Annotated in this window: 13 protein-coding genes; 10 read left to right on the plus strand and 3 right to left on the minus strand. The window is 55.8% G+C overall.

From position 1 onward, the window contains the following. Nucleotides 1-86: 86 nt before the first annotated feature. On the minus strand, nucleotides 87-1496 hold the full coding sequence (locus IEN85_RS06515) for a glycoside hydrolase family 28 protein (RefSeq protein ID WP_191616278.1): 1410 nt from the start codon (nucleotides 1494-1496) through the stop codon (nucleotides 87-89). A gap of 329 nt (nucleotides 1497-1825) precedes the next feature. Here IEN85_RS06515 and IEN85_RS06520 point away from each other — a divergent pair, with 329 nt between their 5' ends. After that, entirely contained in the window at nucleotides 1826-3382 is a 1557-nt protein-coding gene (locus tag IEN85_RS06520; RefSeq protein ID WP_191616279.1) for a polysaccharide lyase, read from the plus strand. Nucleotides 3383-3637: 255 nt separating this feature from the next. On the opposite strand, the gene IEN85_RS06525 is transcribed toward IEN85_RS06520, so the two are convergent. Next, nucleotides 3638-4384 carry an SDR family oxidoreductase gene (locus tag IEN85_RS06525; RefSeq protein ID WP_191616280.1) on the minus strand — a complete coding sequence of 249 codons (747 nt, stop codon included), beginning with the start codon at nucleotides 4382-4384 and terminating at the stop codon, nucleotides 3638-3640. 130 nt (nucleotides 4385-4514) lie between these two features. Here IEN85_RS06525 and IEN85_RS06530 point away from each other — a divergent pair, with 130 nt between their 5' ends. From IEN85_RS06530 to IEN85_RS06570, 9 genes are all read left to right on the plus strand, one after another. After that, on the plus strand, nucleotides 4515-5108 hold the full coding sequence (locus IEN85_RS06530) for a TetR/AcrR family transcriptional regulator (protein ID WP_191616281.1): 594 nt from the start codon (nucleotides 4515-4517) through the stop codon (nucleotides 5106-5108). Between the two features lie 138 nt (nucleotides 5109-5246). After that, nucleotides 5247-5870 carry an alpha-ketoglutarate-dependent dioxygenase AlkB gene (locus tag IEN85_RS06535; protein WP_191616603.1) on the plus strand — a complete coding sequence of 208 codons (624 nt, stop codon included), beginning with the start codon at nucleotides 5247-5249 and terminating at the stop codon, nucleotides 5868-5870. Between the two features lie 73 nt (nucleotides 5871-5943). Then, nucleotides 5944-6138, plus strand: a complete 195-nt coding sequence (locus IEN85_RS06540; RefSeq protein ID WP_191616282.1) for a CPXCG motif-containing cysteine-rich protein — start codon at nucleotides 5944-5946, stop codon at nucleotides 6136-6138. 418 nt (nucleotides 6139-6556) lie between these two features. Beyond that, entirely contained in the window at nucleotides 6557-8344 is a 1788-nt protein-coding gene (locus tag IEN85_RS06545) for an AMP-dependent synthetase/ligase (protein ID WP_191616283.1), read from the plus strand. A gap of 51 nt (nucleotides 8345-8395) precedes the next feature. After that, entirely contained in the window at nucleotides 8396-9685 is a 1290-nt protein-coding gene (locus tag IEN85_RS06550; protein ID WP_191616284.1) for a thiolase family protein, read from the plus strand. Nucleotide 9686: 1 nt separating this feature from the next. Further along, complete coding sequence (locus IEN85_RS06555; RefSeq protein WP_191616285.1) at nucleotides 9687-11858, plus strand: 3-hydroxyacyl-CoA dehydrogenase NAD-binding domain-containing protein; 2172 nt, start codon at nucleotides 9687-9689, stop codon at nucleotides 11856-11858. A gap of 24 nt (nucleotides 11859-11882) precedes the next feature. Then, nucleotides 11883-13820 (plus strand): acyl-CoA dehydrogenase family protein, encoded by a 1938-nt coding sequence (locus tag IEN85_RS06560; protein WP_224772489.1) that lies wholly within the window; start codon nucleotides 11883-11885, stop codon nucleotides 13818-13820. Next, a complete protein-coding gene (locus tag IEN85_RS06565) occupies nucleotides 13814-16135 on the plus strand; it encodes an alpha/beta fold hydrolase (RefSeq protein WP_191616286.1) in 2322 nt (773 codons plus the stop codon). The genes IEN85_RS06560 and IEN85_RS06565 overlap by 7 nt, the downstream gene beginning before the upstream one ends. 13 nt (nucleotides 16136-16148) lie before the next feature. Continuing rightward, entirely contained in the window at nucleotides 16149-16547 is a 399-nt protein-coding gene (locus tag IEN85_RS06570; protein ID WP_191616287.1) for an acyl-CoA thioesterase, read from the plus strand. A gap of 713 nt (nucleotides 16548-17260) precedes the next feature. Here the strand turns inward: IEN85_RS06570 and IEN85_RS06575 are convergent. After that, nucleotides 17261-17746 (minus strand): LURP-one-related/scramblase family protein, encoded by a 486-nt coding sequence (locus IEN85_RS06575; RefSeq protein WP_224772490.1) that lies wholly within the window; start codon nucleotides 17744-17746, stop codon nucleotides 17261-17263. Nucleotides 17747-17840: the final 94 nt, after the last annotated feature.

A 17840-nucleotide genomic window follows, 5' to 3' on the forward strand; every position in this document is an offset into this window, starting at 1 on the left:
CTTGGTATGTGGGTGGCGGCGAGAGGGTAGATTTAAAATAACGAACGCCTCCCGAAAGCGATTCGGGAGGCGGAAATGGGATGAAGCTACTGGTTCTTCGGTTGCCCGTTAATGCGGACGTTTTCGAATTTCAGGTTTTCGATACCGGTGATGACGCTCGGCTGGGAAATGTTGTTGAATTGGCAGTTCTTCACGAGGACGTCCTGGATGGGCAGCTCCTCGCGGCCGTGGAAGTAGAAGGCCCGTGGGGCTTTTTCAACTACAACGTTTTCCATGCTGACGTTGCGTACGGTTGGGTAGTGGTCGCCGTTTTGTCCCCAGTAGTATAGATTGATGCGAAAGGCGGCGTCGGCGACTTCGCTTACGGTGACGTTGCGGAAGTGGATGTTTTCCACGAATCCTCCGCGGAAGGTGTTGCTCTTAATGCGCAAGGCGCGCTCGAGGTGCGGGCTGTCCATGACGCAGTCCTCCGCGAAGACGTTGCGCACGCCTCCGGACATCTCGCTGCCGACCACTACGCCGCCGTGCCCTTCCAGCATCTTGCAGTTGCGGATGATTATGTTTTCGGTGGGCACGCCGATGTTGCGGCCGTCGGCGTCGCGTCCAGCCTTGATGGCGATGCAGTCGTCGCCTGTGTCGAAGTAGCAGCCCTCGATGAGCACGTTCTTGCTGGATTCGGGGTTGCAGCCGTCGTTGTTGGGGCCGAGGCCGATCACGGTCATTTCACGTACGGTGATGTTCTCGCAGAGCACGGGATTGACGAACCACATGGGGGAGTCTCGGAAGGTAACGCCTTCGATGAGGATGTTTTTGCACTTGTATGGCTGAACGAATACGGGGCGCAGGCCGGTATTGTTTCCGAATACGCGTTCGGTTGTTGGGATTCCGTCCTCAGCCATTTGGCGGGCTTTGTTTATGTGCTCGCGGGCGTCCTTGGACCAGCTCCACCAGTTGTCGCGGGAAGCGCGGCCGTGGAAGGTGCCCTTGCCGGTGATGGCTATGTTTTCCTGTTCGTAGGCATAGATGAGTGGGGAGTAGTTCATGACCTCGGTGCCTTCGAAACGGGTGTAGACCAGCGGCTCGTAGTCTTTGGGTTCGGTGCTGAAGTTGATGGTGGCGCCTTCTGCGGCATGCAGGTTGACGTTGCTCTTGAGGTGGATGGGGCCCGCGATGAACCAATCGCCTGCTGGTATCAGCACGCGACCTCCGCCGGCTTCGTTGGCAGCCGCGATGGCTTGGTCGATGGCGGGCTTAATATCGGTCGCGTTGTCGGCCACTGCTCCGTACTCCGTAATCTCGAAATCCCTATCCGGGAATGTGGGAGCCTGGATCTGCTCCAGGATTTGCGGCAGGTCGTCCCAGCCGATGAAGGCCTTTTCGGAGTCGTCGGCGCCTTCTTGGCTGGGCGCGCAGCCCTGTAGCAGGGCGAGGCATGCGAGGGAAGCTAAGGCAATCAGTCGATTGCTTTCGAAAGCAGAAGTGGGAGATGGGTTCATGAGCGGGTAGTGGCAGGTATTGTCTTTCCAGTACGGTTGAGCCCGGTTCTCGCAGCGGCGCGGAGAGGCATTTGCTCGAAGGTCGGCATCGCGCCGATCGTTGGCCTAACGCGCTTACGGGGATCACGGGGTTGTTGAGGACCAATGAAGCTGTTAAGGTATGAAATAACAATGAAATTCTGAGAAAAAAACGCGCGCCAAGAAAGTGGGAGAAAGTCCTTTTCTGTTCTAGAGTCAGAGAGATGGGAGGGGAGCTCTTACGATTTTCGAGGGAAGTGTTGACTTTCCTCGTTTTGGTGAAATACGAATTGGAAATAGTATTATTTCAAATGAAACAAAAACACCCCTCGTTACTCCAAGGCCCAGTTGGGACAATCTCAAAGCAAGCTCGCGCGGCGGCGGGAGCCGCCATGGCGCTCACTTTAGCCGCTTGGGGCGGCGCCGCTTCCGTTACGCCGGAGCCGGGGCAGATCCCTCCGCATCCGGTACGAATGGAGAAGATCGTTCCTGCCTTTCCGGGGGCATGGGGGGGAGGCATGTTTACCACCGGTGGGCGTGGAGGGCGCGCCATCGCGGTTACGAATCTCAATGACAGCGGACCTGGCAGCTTGCGAGCGGCTATCGAAGCGGAAGGTCCGCGCACGGTGGTCTTCCGCGTTGCGGGAATCATCGAGCTCGAATCGAACCTGGATATCGACAACCCCGACATCACGATTGCTGGCCAGTCAGCTCCGGGCGACGGCATCTGCATCAAGAACCACTCTTTGAACATTAACACTCGCAACGTGATCTTGCGTCACCTGCGGGTGCGTCGCGGCGACCCGGAGGGCGGCCAAGGCTCGGACAACATCGGGGGCAATCCCGATAGCGACATCATCGTGGACCACTGCTCGGTCAGCTGGGGGCGCGACGAAGGCATTTCCTTGTATCGCCACATGAAGCTGATGCCCGACGGTTCGCGAGTGAAGTATCCAGTGAAGAACCTAACGATCCAGTGGGTAGTTTCGAGCGAAGGTTTGGGCCCGGGGCACGAGTTTGGGGGAACTTGGGGCGGCGAGGACTCTACTTTCCACCACAACCTCTTTGCTTGTAATACGGGGCGTAATCCCTCGATTGGCATGTCGGGGCGTTTCGACTATCGCAACAACGTCATCTACAACTGGTCGCACCGCACCATGGACGGAGGTGACGAGACCTCCGAAATCAACGCCATCAACAACTATTACAAAGCGGGACCCGCTACGAATCAGAACATGCGGGAAACCATCGCTCGCGTCAGCCCGGGCGTTCGCAACATGTACTCTCCGGGAAGCGCATGGGCCGATGGAGATTGGTATCCTCAAGCGGAAAAGCGCCCCGGGAAGTGGTATGTGGCAGGTAACATCGTGGAAGGAAGCGATCGCGTTACCGCAGATAATTGGAAGGGCATGCAAGTGGATGCTGAGCTGGAGCGGCTAGCTAGGGTGAATACGCCCTTTGTAGGCTGGCCGGTGCGTCAGGAAACCGCCGCCGAGGCGTACGAATCCGTTTTGGCCAAGGTCGGCGCCACGCTTCCGCGTCGTGACGCAGTGGATACGCGAGTGGTTAACATGGTTCGCAATAACGAAGTTATGGTACGGGACGGAATTCTCCGCAATCCCGATGAAGTGGGAGGGTATCCAGAATTCACGTACTCAAGGAAGGAAGTTCCTGCCGACAGGGATGGCGATGGGATGCCGGATCGGTGGGAGAAAGCCAACGGACTCGATGCCAAAGATGCTGCGGACGGAGCGCTCGATACGGACGGAGACGGCTACACAAATCTGGAAGAGTTCCTCAACGGCACGGATCCACAGGAGTTTATCGACTACCTAAACCTCGGAAATAACGTCGATACGATCAGTTAATTTTAAGACAGTTCTTAGTACAGTCGTATGGTAGTAAGCCCTGGTCGTTGTGGCGACCAGGGCTTTTCGTTTTTTCATCCGAATAAGCAGTGATTATCGCCAATGGCGGGGGCTGCGCTTGCTTCTTGCTCTGCAGTGTGCCGTGCTTCGGATTGCTTTTCCTGCAACGCGGCGTGCCGCGAGCGGCAGCCCTACGCTGGGAAGCGGGCAACACGTCCAAAGCAAGTTGCCGCTCCGTTCGGTTTTGCGGAATGCTTATGCAGGTTGGGAGAGCATTTCGACAGTGCGGCGCTCCAGCATCTTATGGCCTGCCTCGTAGGGAGCAGCATAGGTAAGCGCGAAAGGGTCGGGGAAGATGTCTTCGATGCCGTTTTCGATACCGTCGAGGATATGTTCAGCTACGGATGCAGGGGAGACCTTTTCCATTTCCATTCCCTTGGTCATGTCTGTGTCTACAGGTCCTGGATACACGCCGATTACCTTAGTTCCATTGCGACCGAGTTCGAATCGCGTTCCGGCGATGAGGGAATGGGCGGCAGCCTTGGAGTCGCTGTAGCTAGGAATGACTGGAAAGTTGGCGAGTCCGGCGACGCTCGAAATGGTTACGAAAGTTCCGCCGCCGTTTCGGGCTAGGGAATTGGCAAACGCTCGGGCGACGTAAAGCGGCCCCCAGTAGTTGACTTCGAACTCGCGACGAAACTCAGCAAGGTTACCCTCGAGCAAGGAGCCACTTCCCAGCGCTCCGGCGTTGTTGATGACGATGCTGGCGTCCTGGGCTGTGGCCGCGGCGGCTTTGACTTGCTCCTGATCCGTCACGTCCAGCGGGACGGGAACCACACGATCCGGATAGCGGGCGACGAGGTCGGAAAGGCTGTCGGTATCGCGGGCGGCGGCGTAGACCTTGGAGCTGCCGCGCTGCAGCAAGGCCTCTGCGATGGCGCGTCCGATCCCACGGTTGCTGCCAGTTACGAATGCGGTTTGGTTCTCGATTTTCGATGTCATTGTTAGTCAGTTTTGCTTTGGGTTTTGCTTAGGTTTGGATGCTTTTGTTGAACGACTGATCAAAAACCGCGACTGCGGGGCTGGCGGAAATTATTGAACAATCGTACAATTTCGCTTTCTTGCCTTGTTTATGGCCCGTCCGATCAAGCACGACCGAGCTCAACTGCTAGACACCGCAACTGCTCTCTTTTGGGAGAAGGGCTATCGCGGCGTCTCGATCAAGGACTTGGTGAAGGAGACTGGAGTTTTGGCGGGCAGCCTCTATTCCAGTTACGGTAGCAAGGATGGCGTTTTTGTGGAGTGTATCCATCGTTACTCTGAGATGTGCGCGCCGATGTACTTGGCTGCGGAGCAAGTGGAGTCGCCTTTGGGGCAGATCGAGAAGCTGTTTGAGGAAGTGCTCGAAGACGCTACCAGCGAGGGCGGCTGGCGGGGTTGTTTTGTGGTCAATTCCCTGCTGGAAGTCGCGCCTGACAAGCCGGAGATTGCCGAGACCTTGAAGCGCTATGTGGAGCACGCTGAGAGGTGGATCGCGGAACGATTGCAGCAGGCCCGAGAGCGAGGGGAGCTCAAGGCTGAGATTCCGATCGACGAGGTGGCGGCGAACCTTTTTGGCATCGCCCTTGCGGTGAGGGTGAAGTCGAGAGCTGGCGAGAGCGCGGAGCGAATCAGCTCCTTCGCCCACAGTATGCTGAAAAGCCTTTTGGACGTTTGGAAAGCGTGAACGCGTATCGGTGTGGTTGCGGGAGAGGGCCTAATGTAGTTGGTAATTGGTGACGGAACGGTGGGCTTTTTGTAGCAAGTATCGGGTGGTTTGGAGAGGCCGATTTTGCTAGAGTGGTTAATGGAAAAGAACTCGGACATGGACGAGCAATTTAGTTTAGGGCTAGGGGGAGACGCGAAGCGGGATCCTTACAACGTTTTGCCGCGGGATGGAGAATCGATCTATTTCGGCAGGATGATGGATGCGACCGAGGCGGACCAATGGTTGAACCACTTGCTGGATGCGATTCCTTGGAAACACGACGAAGCGTTTATTTACGGGCGTCACATCGTGACGGCTCGCAAGGTGGCTTGGTATGGAGACCAGTGCTTCGAGTACACTTATTCCGGGCGAACCCGCACGGCGCTCCCTTGGACGCCCGAGCTTTTGGATCTGAAGGCGAGGGTGGAGGATCAGGCGGGAGCGTCCTACAACTCCTGCTTGTTGAACTTGTATGCCGATGGCTCCCAAGGAATGGCTTGGCACCACGACGATGAAAAGGGATTGGGCGAGAACTCAAATATCGCCTCCCTCAGTTTCGGGGCGGAGCGACGTTTCGACTTTCGTCACAAGCAGCGCAAGGAAAAGGTCTCCGTCATGCTGGAGCATGGAAGCCTCTTGGTGATGCGCGGCACGACCCAAGCCTGTTGGCAGCATCAAATTCCGAAAGCGACGAAAGTGAAGCAACCGCGGGTCAACTTAACCTTTCGCCGTATGCTGTAAGCTCAAGTATTGGAGGACTTGTTGGCGCTTCGCGCTGGAGTTATTCCGTTTTTTGAGTAAGGTGACGTCCAGTATGAACTTGGAGCAAGATCGGACGGTTGCCTGTCCTTACTGTGGTGAGGCGGTAGGAGTGGTTATCAATTGCACGCTTACTTCTCAAGAGTTCGTGGAGGATTGCCAGGTTTGCTGTCGGCCGATCCAGTTCAGCGTAATGGTCGACGAAGATGGCGAGATTGTAGACTTGCAGGCTCGAAGCGAGGACGAGTAGGAGCGGGTCGAGGTCCTCCCTGCGTTGGCTATGGCGCGCGGCGCTTGGATGCTGCGTTTGCGATGGGGCTAGGCGCTTTTTTTCGAGGTTTTTTGTCCCTTTGGGATGTCTTAGGTAGTACCTCCAGCCTGACCCTTAGGCAGTATCGAATAGGGCGGTGGTTCGGGGCAGGTTCGGGTCTTGTGCGCTCTATAATAGAAGGGACGTCGGGTATCGGATATGTCGATACATCGGCTCTGACTAGGGTTAGCTTGTGACCGTTTTGTACCCTAATGTTTAAACCGAAGGAAAGCATGGAAATCGTATGGATAATACCCCTTATTTCAGCCGATATCGATGGACAAAACGCCCGAAATGGATAGCTTGAAACAAGAGGCAAGTAACCCTGTCTCATCCAGAACAGCGCGGGTAATTAGCCATGCGAAACACGACCGATACATTACCTCACTCGGTCGAACTTACACTGAGATCTAACGACGCCAGTCGCGTCGCCAGCGAGCGACGCGACGGACGCTGGGAAAGCGTGAGCTCGAACGAGTTCCTCGACGAAGTGCAAAACTTTGCCGCTGGCCTTTTGCAGCTCGGTATCAGAAAAGGAGATACGATAGGGATCGTCGCTGCGTCTTCCCCGAGATGGCTGGTGGCTGACCTTGCTTCGATGGCGGCGGGCTGCGCGACGGTGCCGATTTTCGTGAATGTCGCGGAAGACAATTTGCTTTACGAGATCGAGGATAGCGAAATGCGGGCAATCTACGTGGATGGGCCGGAGGCCTACGCTCGAGTTGCTCCCCACCTGGAAAATTTCGATTTAGTTATTTCTGCGAATGTTGACTCCGAACGGGGTGAACGCCACTTAGGTTATCAGGACGTGATAGATATTGGTAAGGCGAAAGCGGATACGGATCCGCAGGTCCTAGAATGCATGCTAGAGGATCTGGATCCAAACGCGATCGCGACGATTATCTATACCAGTGGTAGCTCGGGTTCGCCCAAAGGAGTCGAACTTTCGCACACCAATTTGCTTTCGCAAATCCGGGCCTCGGGACAGCGATTTCCCATGGATCCGACCGAAGACGTGGCTCTGAGCTGCTTGCCTTTGGCTCATGTTTTCGAACGGATGGTGGTTTACTTCTACCTCTGTACGGGGGTGCCCGTCTGTTTCGTGGACGATATCCAAAACGTGGGTACGTGCTTGAAGGAAGTTCAGCCGACGACCATGACCATGGTGCCGCGCCTGTTGGAGAAGCTTTACGGAAAGTTGAGGGAAGGGGCGGAGGCGAAGCCGTTCTTGAAGCGGCAGATCGCCCGTTGGGCGATACGGCGAGCCTTTCGGCTGGACCCGTCGCGTCGCTACGACTGGCGAGATCGGCTCGCGGACAAGCTGGTGTATTCCAAGTTTCGTTTGGGGCTGGGTGACCGATTCCGCAGAATCATCGCGGGAGGCGCCGCATTGGCCCCTAAACTGCACCGCTTCTACCTGAATATCGGTTTGCCCGTATACCAAGGTTACGGATTGACCGAAGCGGCTCCAGTCTTGGCCACCAATTATCCGGGGCACAACAAGATCGGTACCGTGGGTCAGCCTTTTCCCGGAGTAGACGTCAGGGTCGCTTCCAACGGGGAAATTTTGGCTCGAGGCGAGAACATCATGCTCGGTTATCATCATGCCCAGCAAGCGACACGCGATGTCATCGACGAAAAAGGTTGGTTGCATACGGGCGACCTCGGGCATCTGGATCGAGAGGGTTTCTTGGTGATCGATGGGCGAGTAAAAGAGCTGTTGAAAACGTCCAACGGGAAGTACGTTTCGCCCGTGCCAATCGAATTGGCGCTCTGCGAATCGAGGATAGTGGATACGGCGATGGTGATTGCAGAAGGAAAGCCTTTTGTGAGCGCGTTGCTCTTCATCGATCCGAATAGCTTGGGCGAATCTTCAGAAGCATTCGTGGAAGGCGAAGTCTTGGAGCGGAGCGCCCTGTCGGCGCTGGGTATCGCGAATCGTTTGGACGCTCGAATTTCCAAGGTTAACTCCCATCTGAATCCTTGGGAAAGGGTGAGAGACTATCGCTGTGTGCTGGGCGTTCCTAGCATTGAGCGGGAGGAGCTTACGCCGACCATGAAGATACGTCGGCACGTGATCGAGGGTCGGTATCAGGCTGAGATCAACGCTCTCTATTCCGGCCACGAAAATATTATGGGGGCTTAGCCGTCTGAGAAGATAGGCCCGGCCGTAGGTGGATACTTAATACAATAGGTCATGAAAGAAAGAATTGCGATTATCGACGGTGTCAGGGCTCCCTTCGGCAAGGCGGGAGGCATCTTGAGTGGATTTGGGGCGGATGACCTCGGAGCGGTCGTGGTAAAGGAACTGCTGGCTCGCGTGGAGCTGCGGGGCGAGGAGATCGACGAGCTCATCTTTGGCAATGTGGCTCAACCGGTTGACGCTGCGAATGTCGCTCGCGTGATCGCGTTGAAGGCGGGGCTGCCCAAGGAGATGCCATCTTATACGGTGCAACGGAACTGCGCTTCGGGAATGGAATCGATCACCACGGCGGCGAACAAGATTCAAGCAGGTGAAATCGACCTTGCGATCTGCGGGGGAACGGAGTCGATGAGCAACATTCCTTTCATTTATCGCCGAGAGATGGTGAACCTTTTCAGCCAACTTTTCCGGGCTCGAGGAATGATGCAGAAGCTGAAAGCCTTGCTCGCCTTCCGTCCTCGGTTTTTAGCTCCTATCGTTGGAGTGCAGCAAGGCCTGACGGATCCGGTGTGCGGAATGAACATGGGCATGACGGCGGAACTTCTAGCCAGGGAGTTTCACATTACGCGGGAGGAACAGGACGCGTTCGCCCTAGATAGCCATCGCAAGGCTTGCAAGGCGATGGACGAGGGGCTTTTCGAGCAGGAGACGGTGCCTTTGCCTGTGTTGCCGCAGTATCGAAAAATACATTACAGCGATGAAGGGCCGCGCAAGGACCAGTCGATCGAGGCCTTGGCGAAGTTGCGTCCCTACTTCGACCGAAACACCGGCACGGTGACGGTTGGCAATGCATGTCCGATCTCGGATGGAGCGGTGGCGGTGCTGGTCACCAGCGAGCGCAGGGCCAAGGAGATGGGGTTGCGGCCGCTCGGCTACCTGCGGGAGTATTGCTACGCGGGCTTGGAAGGTGAGCGGATGGGACTGGGGCCCGCCTACGCGTCCGCGAAGCTGTTCAAGAAATCGGGAATGCGTCTGAGGGATTTCGATTTGGTGGAATTGAACGAGGCCTTTGCGGCTCAAGTGATCGCCAACGAACGAGCGTTTTCGTCGAGAGCCTTTGCCCAGGAAAATTTGGGACGTTCCGAGGCCTTGGGTGAAATCGATCGGGAGCGCTTGAATGTGAATGGGGGATCCATCGCTCTGGGGCATCCCGTGGGGGCAACGGGTACGCGACTGGTGCTCACGCTCCTGAAGGAGATGCGGAGACGGAACAAGGAAAAGGGCTTGGCCACGCTCTGCATCGGAGGCGGTCAAGGGGCAGCGTTAGCGCTGGAGGCAGCTTGATATGAAAAGAGACGCATTTGAATTAAAGGTAGATGACAGGGGAGTGGCTCGCTTGGTTTTTGATTTGCCTGGCGAAAAAGTGAACAAGTTCTCCCATCCAGTAATGAAGCAGTTTTTGGATATGCTGGATGTAGTATCCAAACATCCTGACATCAAGGTACTGCTGCTCGAAAGCTCTAAGCCAGGAATATTTATCGCTGGGGCGGATATCGGCGAGCTGGCCAAGATCAAGGACGAGAAGGATGGGGAAACGAAGGCTCGTTTTGGTCAGGCGGTTTTCGAACGCTTGGAGGAGCTGCCGTTTCCGACGGTTGCGGTGATTGATGGGGCGTGCGTAGGCGGCGGTTTGGAATGCGCCTTGGCCTGTCGTTTTCGCTTGGTAAGCGATAGTCCGAAAACCAAGCTTGGACTGCCGGAGGTATCTTTGGGAATCATCCCGGGTTGGGGCGGCACGCAACGGCTTCCTCGTTTGCTGGGATTGCCGCGTGCCTTGGAGCTGATCTTGTCGGGGCGTTCCGTCAACGGTAAGAAAGCGGTGAAGATGGGCTTGGCGCATCGTTTGTTGGCTCACGAGTTCGTCGAGGAAGGAGTGCAAGCCTTCGTGCAGGAGTTGCTGTTGAATCCTTCCATGGCGCGGCGTTCCAAGAGAAAGGGAGGGCTGGCGGATCGCTTCTTGAGCGGGACCCCCTTGGGGAGGTGGCTCGTTTATCGCAAAGCTCGCCAAAATCTCGAGCGTCGAACCAAAGGCAAATATCCAGCCCCCGAGGCGGCATTGGAAGTGGTGAAGAAAACCTATGGCCGCAAAGGGGCGGCAGGCTTCGCCTGCGAAGCGAAAGAGTTTTCCAAGCTCTGCGTTACTCATGTAAGCAAGAATCTGGTGCAGCTTTTCTATACGAACGAGTCACTGAAAAAGGACGCGGGAATTGGCGATACCCTGCATCCTGCTCCTATTCGCAGCGCTGCGGTGCTAGGGGCTGGCGTGATGGGCGGAGGGATCGCTTGGCTGCTCAGCTCCAAGGATATTCCCGTGCGCATGAAGGATATCAAGTGGGATGCCATTGCTGCCGGGTTTGCGGAAGCGAACAGCTATTATGGCCAGTTGGTAAAGCGGCGTAAGATGCGTCAGCGGGAAGTGAACCTTAAGATGCATCGCATTTCAGGAACGGTCGACTATACGGGATTTCGTAATGTAGATCTGGTGATCGAGGCTGTCGTGGAGGATCTGGAAGTGAAGCGCAAGGTGCTCCGCGACGTTGAGAAACGGATACCGGCGAACGCGGTGATCGCTACGAACACTTCTTCGCTGTCCCTCGTCGATCTCGGCGAAGGCCTCGTGCATCCGGAACGTTTGGTTGGCATGCACTTTTTCAATCCGGTCAATCGCATGCCCTTGGTGGAGGTGATTGCGGGTCCGAGATCCTCGCAGGAGGCGGTAGCCAAGGTCATCGATCTGACGCGACGTCTGGGCAAGACCCCGATCGTGGTGAACAATTGCTCGGGATTCCTGGTGAACCGCATCTTGATCCCTTACCTCAACGAGTCGGCGTACATGCTGCAGGAGGGAACGTCGATGGAACGCATCGACAAGGTCCTAGAGGACTTTGGCTTGCCGATGGGACCTTTCGCCTTGGCAGACGAGGTTGGAATCGATGTGGGCCTCAAGGTGGCGCTGATACTGGAAAAAGCTTATGGCAAGCGCATGCGGGTGGCGGACATCATGAAAGCGGTCTACGAGGAAGGGCATCTGCTCGGAAAAAAGGACGGCAAGGGCTTTTATTTGCACAAAGGTAAGGAGCGCATCCCGAATGAAAAGGCGATTGGGGATTTGGCCAGAGCAGTTCAGGAACGGCTTCACGTGGATCACCATGATTTGGATACGGATGAGATCGTTGACCGAGCATTGCTTTGCATGGTGAACGAGGCGGCCCGTTGCTTAGAGGAAGACATCGTGCACACGCCAGAGTATCTGGACATGGCGATGATCATGGGGACGGGCTTTCCGCCCTTCCGGGGCGGTCCTCTGCGCTATGCGGACGAACGCGGACTGAGCGATATCTGCCGGTCCTTGGAGGCCTTGCAGAAGAAATTTGGAGAACGCTACGAGCCTTCGGGCTTGCTGCTGGAGATGGAGCGGACGGGACGTCGTTTCTACGAGACGAGCTCGAGCCATTGAGTGAATGTTAATTGAGAAAGCAACATGAAGGATATCAAGGAAGTGGATGGAAGGGAATCGGGCTCCGACGAGGAGATGTTAATCGATACCTCGCGAATGAATCGGCAGCAGCGGGAGGCCTTGGAAGTGGCGGAGTCGGCTCGGGAAGCCAAAGGAGAGAAGCCAAGCTTTGCGAGCAAGCTGTTCATGGGCGAATTCGAGCCGGAGCTGCTGACGCCCTTTCCTTTCCAGGACGACTTGGAAAGGGAGAAGGGCAGCCAATTGGTGCGCAAGTTGGCTGACTACTTGGTGGATCGCTTGGATCCGGAAGAGGTGGACGAGACGCGAACCATCCCGCCAGAAGTGATCGAGGAAATGATGCGTCTGGGTGTATTCGCCATGAAAATACCGGAGAAGTATGATGGCTTAGGCTTGTCCCAAGTGAACTACAACCGGGTGATGATGATGATTGCCTCGCACTGTGGCAGCACGGCGGTTCTGGTTTCTGCCCATCAGTCGATTGGAGTGCCACAGCCTCTGAAGCTCTTTGGCACGGAGGCGCAGAAGCGGAAGTACCTGCCGCTCTTTCGCAAGGGTGCGATTTCAGCCTTTGCATTGACGGAGCCCGACGTGGGCTCTGATCCCGCTCAGATGTCGACGGTAGCGGAGCCGACGGAGGATGGGGAGCATTTCCTGTTGAGCGGTACCAAGCTCTGGTGCACCAACGGCACGATTGCCGATGTCATAGTGGTCATGGCTCAGACGCCGTCCAAGACGGTGAGGGGAAAAGAGCGCAAGCAGATCACTGCCTTCATTGTCGAAACGAAGTGGGCAGGGGTGGAGGTGATGCATCGCTGCGACTTCATGGGAATTCGCGGTATCCAAAATGGCTTGCTACGTTTCGACAAGGTGAAGGTCCCGAGGGAGAATATTTTATTGGGCGAGGGCAAGGGACTGAAACTGGCACTGGTTACCTTGAATACCGGCCGTCTCACCTTGCCGGCTGCATGCACGGGCATGGCGAAGCAATGTCTGTCGATCGCCCGCCGTTGGGGAAAGCATCGCAAGCAATGGGGCTCCGCTGTGGGAATGCATGAAGCGGGCCGCACCAAGATCGCGTCGATTGCGGCCAATACTTTGGCCATGGAAGCCATCACTTTGCTGACTTCGCATTGGGCTGACCAAGGCGATAAGGATATCCGGATAGAAGCCGCTATGGCTAAGCTGTTCTGCAGCGAAATGGCATGGAAGATCGTCGACGATACTATGCAACTGCGGGGAGGCCGGGGTTACGAAAAGGCCTCCTCGCTCCGGGCTCGCGGGGAACCAGGATTTCCGGTGGAGCGTATGATGCGCGAGTGTCGCATTAACCGTATCATTGAAGGCACTACGGAAGTGATGAAGCTGTTTCTCGCTCGCGAAGCGATGGATCCTCATCTTCGGGTGGCGGCCGGGTTGCTCAAGCATCACGTGCCGATTTCTGAGAAGTTTCGAGCGGGCGTGGGGGTGGCCGCATACTACAGTGGCTGGTACCCGCGTCAGTGGGTAAACGGTAGCGTTTGGCACAGCCACCAGGAGGGGGGAGACCTTGCCTCCGAGTTCAGGTATGTGGAGGCGGCTGCCCATCGCTTGGCACGTACCATCTTCCACTTCATGGGCTTGTATCAGGATCGCTTGGAAAAGCGTCAGAACATATTGGGGCACCTGATGGAAATCGGGACCGAGCTATTTGCCATCGCGACCACCTGCAGTTACGCGAACGGTTTGCTTGAGCGGCACCCCACGGACAAGTCTCCCATGGATCTGGCGAAGCTGTTTGCAAGGCAATCGCGCTTGCGAATCGAAGAGCACTATCGCGGCTTGAAGCGAAACGCCGACCGTAGCGGAAACGCATTGGCCAAACGGGTGCTCGAGGACGAATTCACCTGGCTGGAGGATGGCATCGTAGAATCTGAACCCAACGCGTACCGAGATCGATGCTGAGTCGTTATTTCCAGTCGAACGAGGCCAGTCGCCCCAAGGAGCCGGAGCCAAGGGATGTTGGCAAGCGCTGCCGCTGTTTTCCTTTCGAAAAGCCGAGGGACGTGGGAATGCGTTCGCGGCTGACATGGAAGGCGACCGGCACGGTGATGGATGTGCTGGAACGCACCTTGGGAATTCGGCTAAGGGTGGATGGGCTGGAAAATCTCAGCGCTCATCCGACTTTGTACGTGGCGAACCACTTCACGCGAGCGGAGACTTTTATCATTCCTTACCTGCTCTACAAATTGCGGGAGGAGAGCGCGAGGACCCTTGCCCACCACAGCTTGTTTACCGGCTTTCTGGGGCGCTATATTTCTCGCTTGGGCGCGGTCTCCACCAAGGAGCTGGAGCGGGACAACTTGATCGTCGGGGATCTGATGACCGGCCGAAAGAACTGGGTGATCTACCCGGAGGGAACGATGGTGAAGAACAAGAAGTTTTTGGACCACGGCAGCTTCATCATCGATTCGCCGGAGTATCGTGGCCCTCCGCGCACGGGGGCGGCGGTATTGGCCTTGCAAGCTGAGTCGCATCGGCTGCGCTACTTGCGTGCCTACGAGGAAGGCGATGGCGAGACGATGCATGCTTACGAGGAAAAGTATCACTTCTCGGGCCCAGACGATGTGTCGCGGCAGGAGCTGGTGGTGCTGCCGGTGAACATCACTTACTATCCGATACGGCCTCAGCAGAATTTGGTGTCGCAGCTGGCGCGCACGCTCTTTTCGGAACTGCCGGAACGACTGGAGGAGGAGCTGCAGGTGGAAGGGCGTATCCTTCTCAGCAAGACAGACATGAAGATACACTTTTGCGCTCCTCTGCCATTGAAAGCGTTTTTGGCGCCGCGCGGATTTGTTCCTAGGCTCTTGGCCCACATTCAAGGAGAGAGCCATCTGCTGGACCAAACGGTGCGATCGCAACGAGAGCAACTCACGCGAGCGTTCATGAAGGAAATTTACCGGGCGGTGGAGGTGAGCTTCGACCATCTCTTTTGCGGTGGATTGCAGTTGCTGCGGGAGAACCGAGTGCTCAAGCGATACTTCCATCGAGCCCTGTTGTTGACCGTTGTTGAAATGAGGCGGGAAGGTATGTGCCGCATGCACCCCAAGCTGTACAAGACCTGCGTGAAAGTGTGTTCGGGAAAGAACTGCAAAGCGTTGGAGAGTATCGTGACGGAGAGCGTAAGGGAAGGGGTGCTAGAGGATCAGGGAGATTTCTATTGGATTGAGCGCGGTCGTTTCGAGGAGACGATTTCATTCCATGACATTCGCTTGCGCCTGACGACAAAAGTGATCGCCAACGAGTTCGAGCCATTGGTCGAATGCGTTGAGGTGCTGAGGCGAAACCTAAGTTACACGGAAGGCCGCTTGCGTTGCCAATTGGCTGAAGCGATGAGGGTGGAGCAGCAAGAGCAATACGAGTCTGCCTATCGCGAGTACTTCAACGCCGACTTGTCGAAGTCGCTCCAAGTGGGCGAGCCTTTCGACTTGGTGCCGCAAGACGGGAAAACGCGGGCGGGCGTGTTGTTGATACATGGATACATGGCAGCTCCGAAGGAGATGCGTTACTTGGGTGAATCGCTTTGCGAGCAGGGCTATCACTGTTATGGAATGAGAATCGAGGGACATGGAACCGCTCCGCGTAATCTTTCGGAGACGCGCTGGAAAGACTGGTTGTTGTCGGTTCATGCTGCCTATGTCAGAATGTCTTGTTTGCACGATACCGTCTATCTCGTCGGGTTTTCGATGGGCGGCTTGCTGGCATTGTTGAAGGCGTCTCAACTAGGGGAGCAGTTGGCGGGAGTCGTTGCTATCAATCCGGCCTTTAGACTGAAGGACCACCGAGCGGGCCTAGCGGGTGCGGCAGACATCTGGAATGGCATGCTGCAGAATTTGCACATCGGAATGGGGAAGCTTGAATACGTGGAAAACCTTCCTGCGAATCCAGAAATCAATTACACGCGAAACTATGTAAAGGGTGTGCGTCAGCTAGGCTTGCTCATTTCGCAATGCGAGAGGTCGTTGCCGGAGGTTAAATGCCCCTGCCTGATTGTGCAGGCGAGGCATGACCCAGTAGTGGATGCGACCGGAGTTGAATTGATTCGAGAGAAGATCGGCTCGGAGGCGACCAGTATCGTTTCCCTGAAAGCCGATTCCCATGTGATCGTGACGGATGAGCACAAGGATGGGGTGGCCCTCTACGTAAGACACTTTTTCAGCACCTTGGAGCTGGCGTCTCCATTGGTTCCAGAGCTCGAGTTTCATTGCTCCGGCTATTGAGAGGAAGTATTGGATGGACAACTACAAGCTCGTGCACCCCGGACACTTGAATCACCACGGATTCCTCTTCGGAGGAAATATGCTCAAGTGGGTGGATGAGTATGCCTACATTGCGGCCTGCGCGGATTTTCCGAACCAGTTGTTCGTGACGGTTGCGATGGACCAGCTGCAGTTTCGCAAGCGAGTTCGTTCTGGCGAGATTCTCAGGTTTCGCAGTTTGCTGGCGGATCGAGGAAAAAGCTCGGTCCGGTATTCCGTGGCGGTGACTCGGGAAAAGGCGTCAGGAGAGCACGAGGAAATCTTTGCGACGCACATCAGCTATGTCTGTGTGGACGAGACGGGCGAAAAGAAGCTGCTCCCGCGAGATGTCGTTCCAGCGGTGAGCCGCAACGAGAGTCCTGTCACGGGGTGAATGTCGCATGCGCCGTAGCGCTGGCTTCCTAAAGCTCAGAGCTGCCTTTGACGCATGACACGTCGCCAGGAGTCGACGCAAATCAGGGGGGGCTTGTCTTTAGGTCTCCACGGTGGATGAAAAGATGCTCGAAGGGCGGCTTTTTCCGAGGGTTCTCGCTCCTCTTTTCGGAAAAAACGAGGAAAAACCGTGGGGGAAGTTCGCCGAATGTTGGCAATGCGAAATACGCAAAGCGTTGTAGGAAAAAGGAATACGGATTTTAGTCTATTGCTATAGGTATATCCTATAGAGGCTAGTGGAACGAAGTATTTCCGTTTATAGCCGAAATGTCGTATAGTTCTTCCATCGGCCAACCGAGAGGCACAACCGATACGAAGCCAAGCTTCGTCACAGATTTTTTGGGGTATAAAACATACACGATAGCGACATAGGAGTAGGGGTACTCCTGCTATCAAAGAGGCCCGCGCAGAGCTTAGCTCTGGCGGGCTTTTGTTTTGTCCAAATGTCTCGAGTGTCGTTCCCTTGGGCCTCGGAGCGTGTCTAAATTTCGATTTCCGGAAGGGAGCTATTGGCAAAAAGCAGACTTAGGGTGGCGCTGCTTCTTCGAAGGCGATTATTGATTCAGCCCTCCTGAAAATCGTCTTCGGAGAAGCCGATCCACCTTGATGCGACAAGCCAAAAGGAATTTGTCCCAACTTGGATGGGCGATTTGCTTAGAAGCTGCTGTGGTTCTTTTCGTCGTGCAGAACTTGGTCGATCACGATGCAGGCGCTGAGGATGGAGATATCGTCTTCGCCCTCTTCGATTTCGATGCCGTAGGTGTCGGTCCAGGACCAGATTGCCTTGCTGACGGTGGCGACAATTCTTCCGGAGCGGAGAAAGCAAAAGTCGTGGGCCCAGAATGAGCCTTCGATGGTGTAGTCGTTGGGGCCGGGTACATCCAAGGTGAACTTCTTGTTGAACCAATTGAACTCCTTGCGGACCTCGGCGAAAAGTTGGCCATTTCGATAGATCTCGTACTTCGGCATGAAAGTGAGCAGCTTCTGGTCGATGAAAGCGAGCTCCTTGCCTTGCAGGTCTCGGAGAGAAAGCTTGTCTCCCCAGGAGAAGGCTTGGCCGTCTACCAAGAAGACGGGGTTACCGTTCTCGTCGCTGATGTGAAAGTCGTCACCCCAGGACCAGAACTTTTCTTTTATCATGTATCTCATCGTTTCGTTGGTTTCCTTTTTCTTGCTTGCTAGTTGGCTTCGTCGCGTCGCCGTCGGCTGGCGGGAGATTGCCTGCTTAAACGAG

Origin of the sequence: Pelagicoccus enzymogenes, assembly GCF_014803405.1 — a bacterium.
In the GTDB taxonomy this organism is placed as follows: domain Bacteria; phylum Verrucomicrobiota; class Verrucomicrobiia; order Opitutales; family Opitutaceae; genus Pelagicoccus; species Pelagicoccus enzymogenes.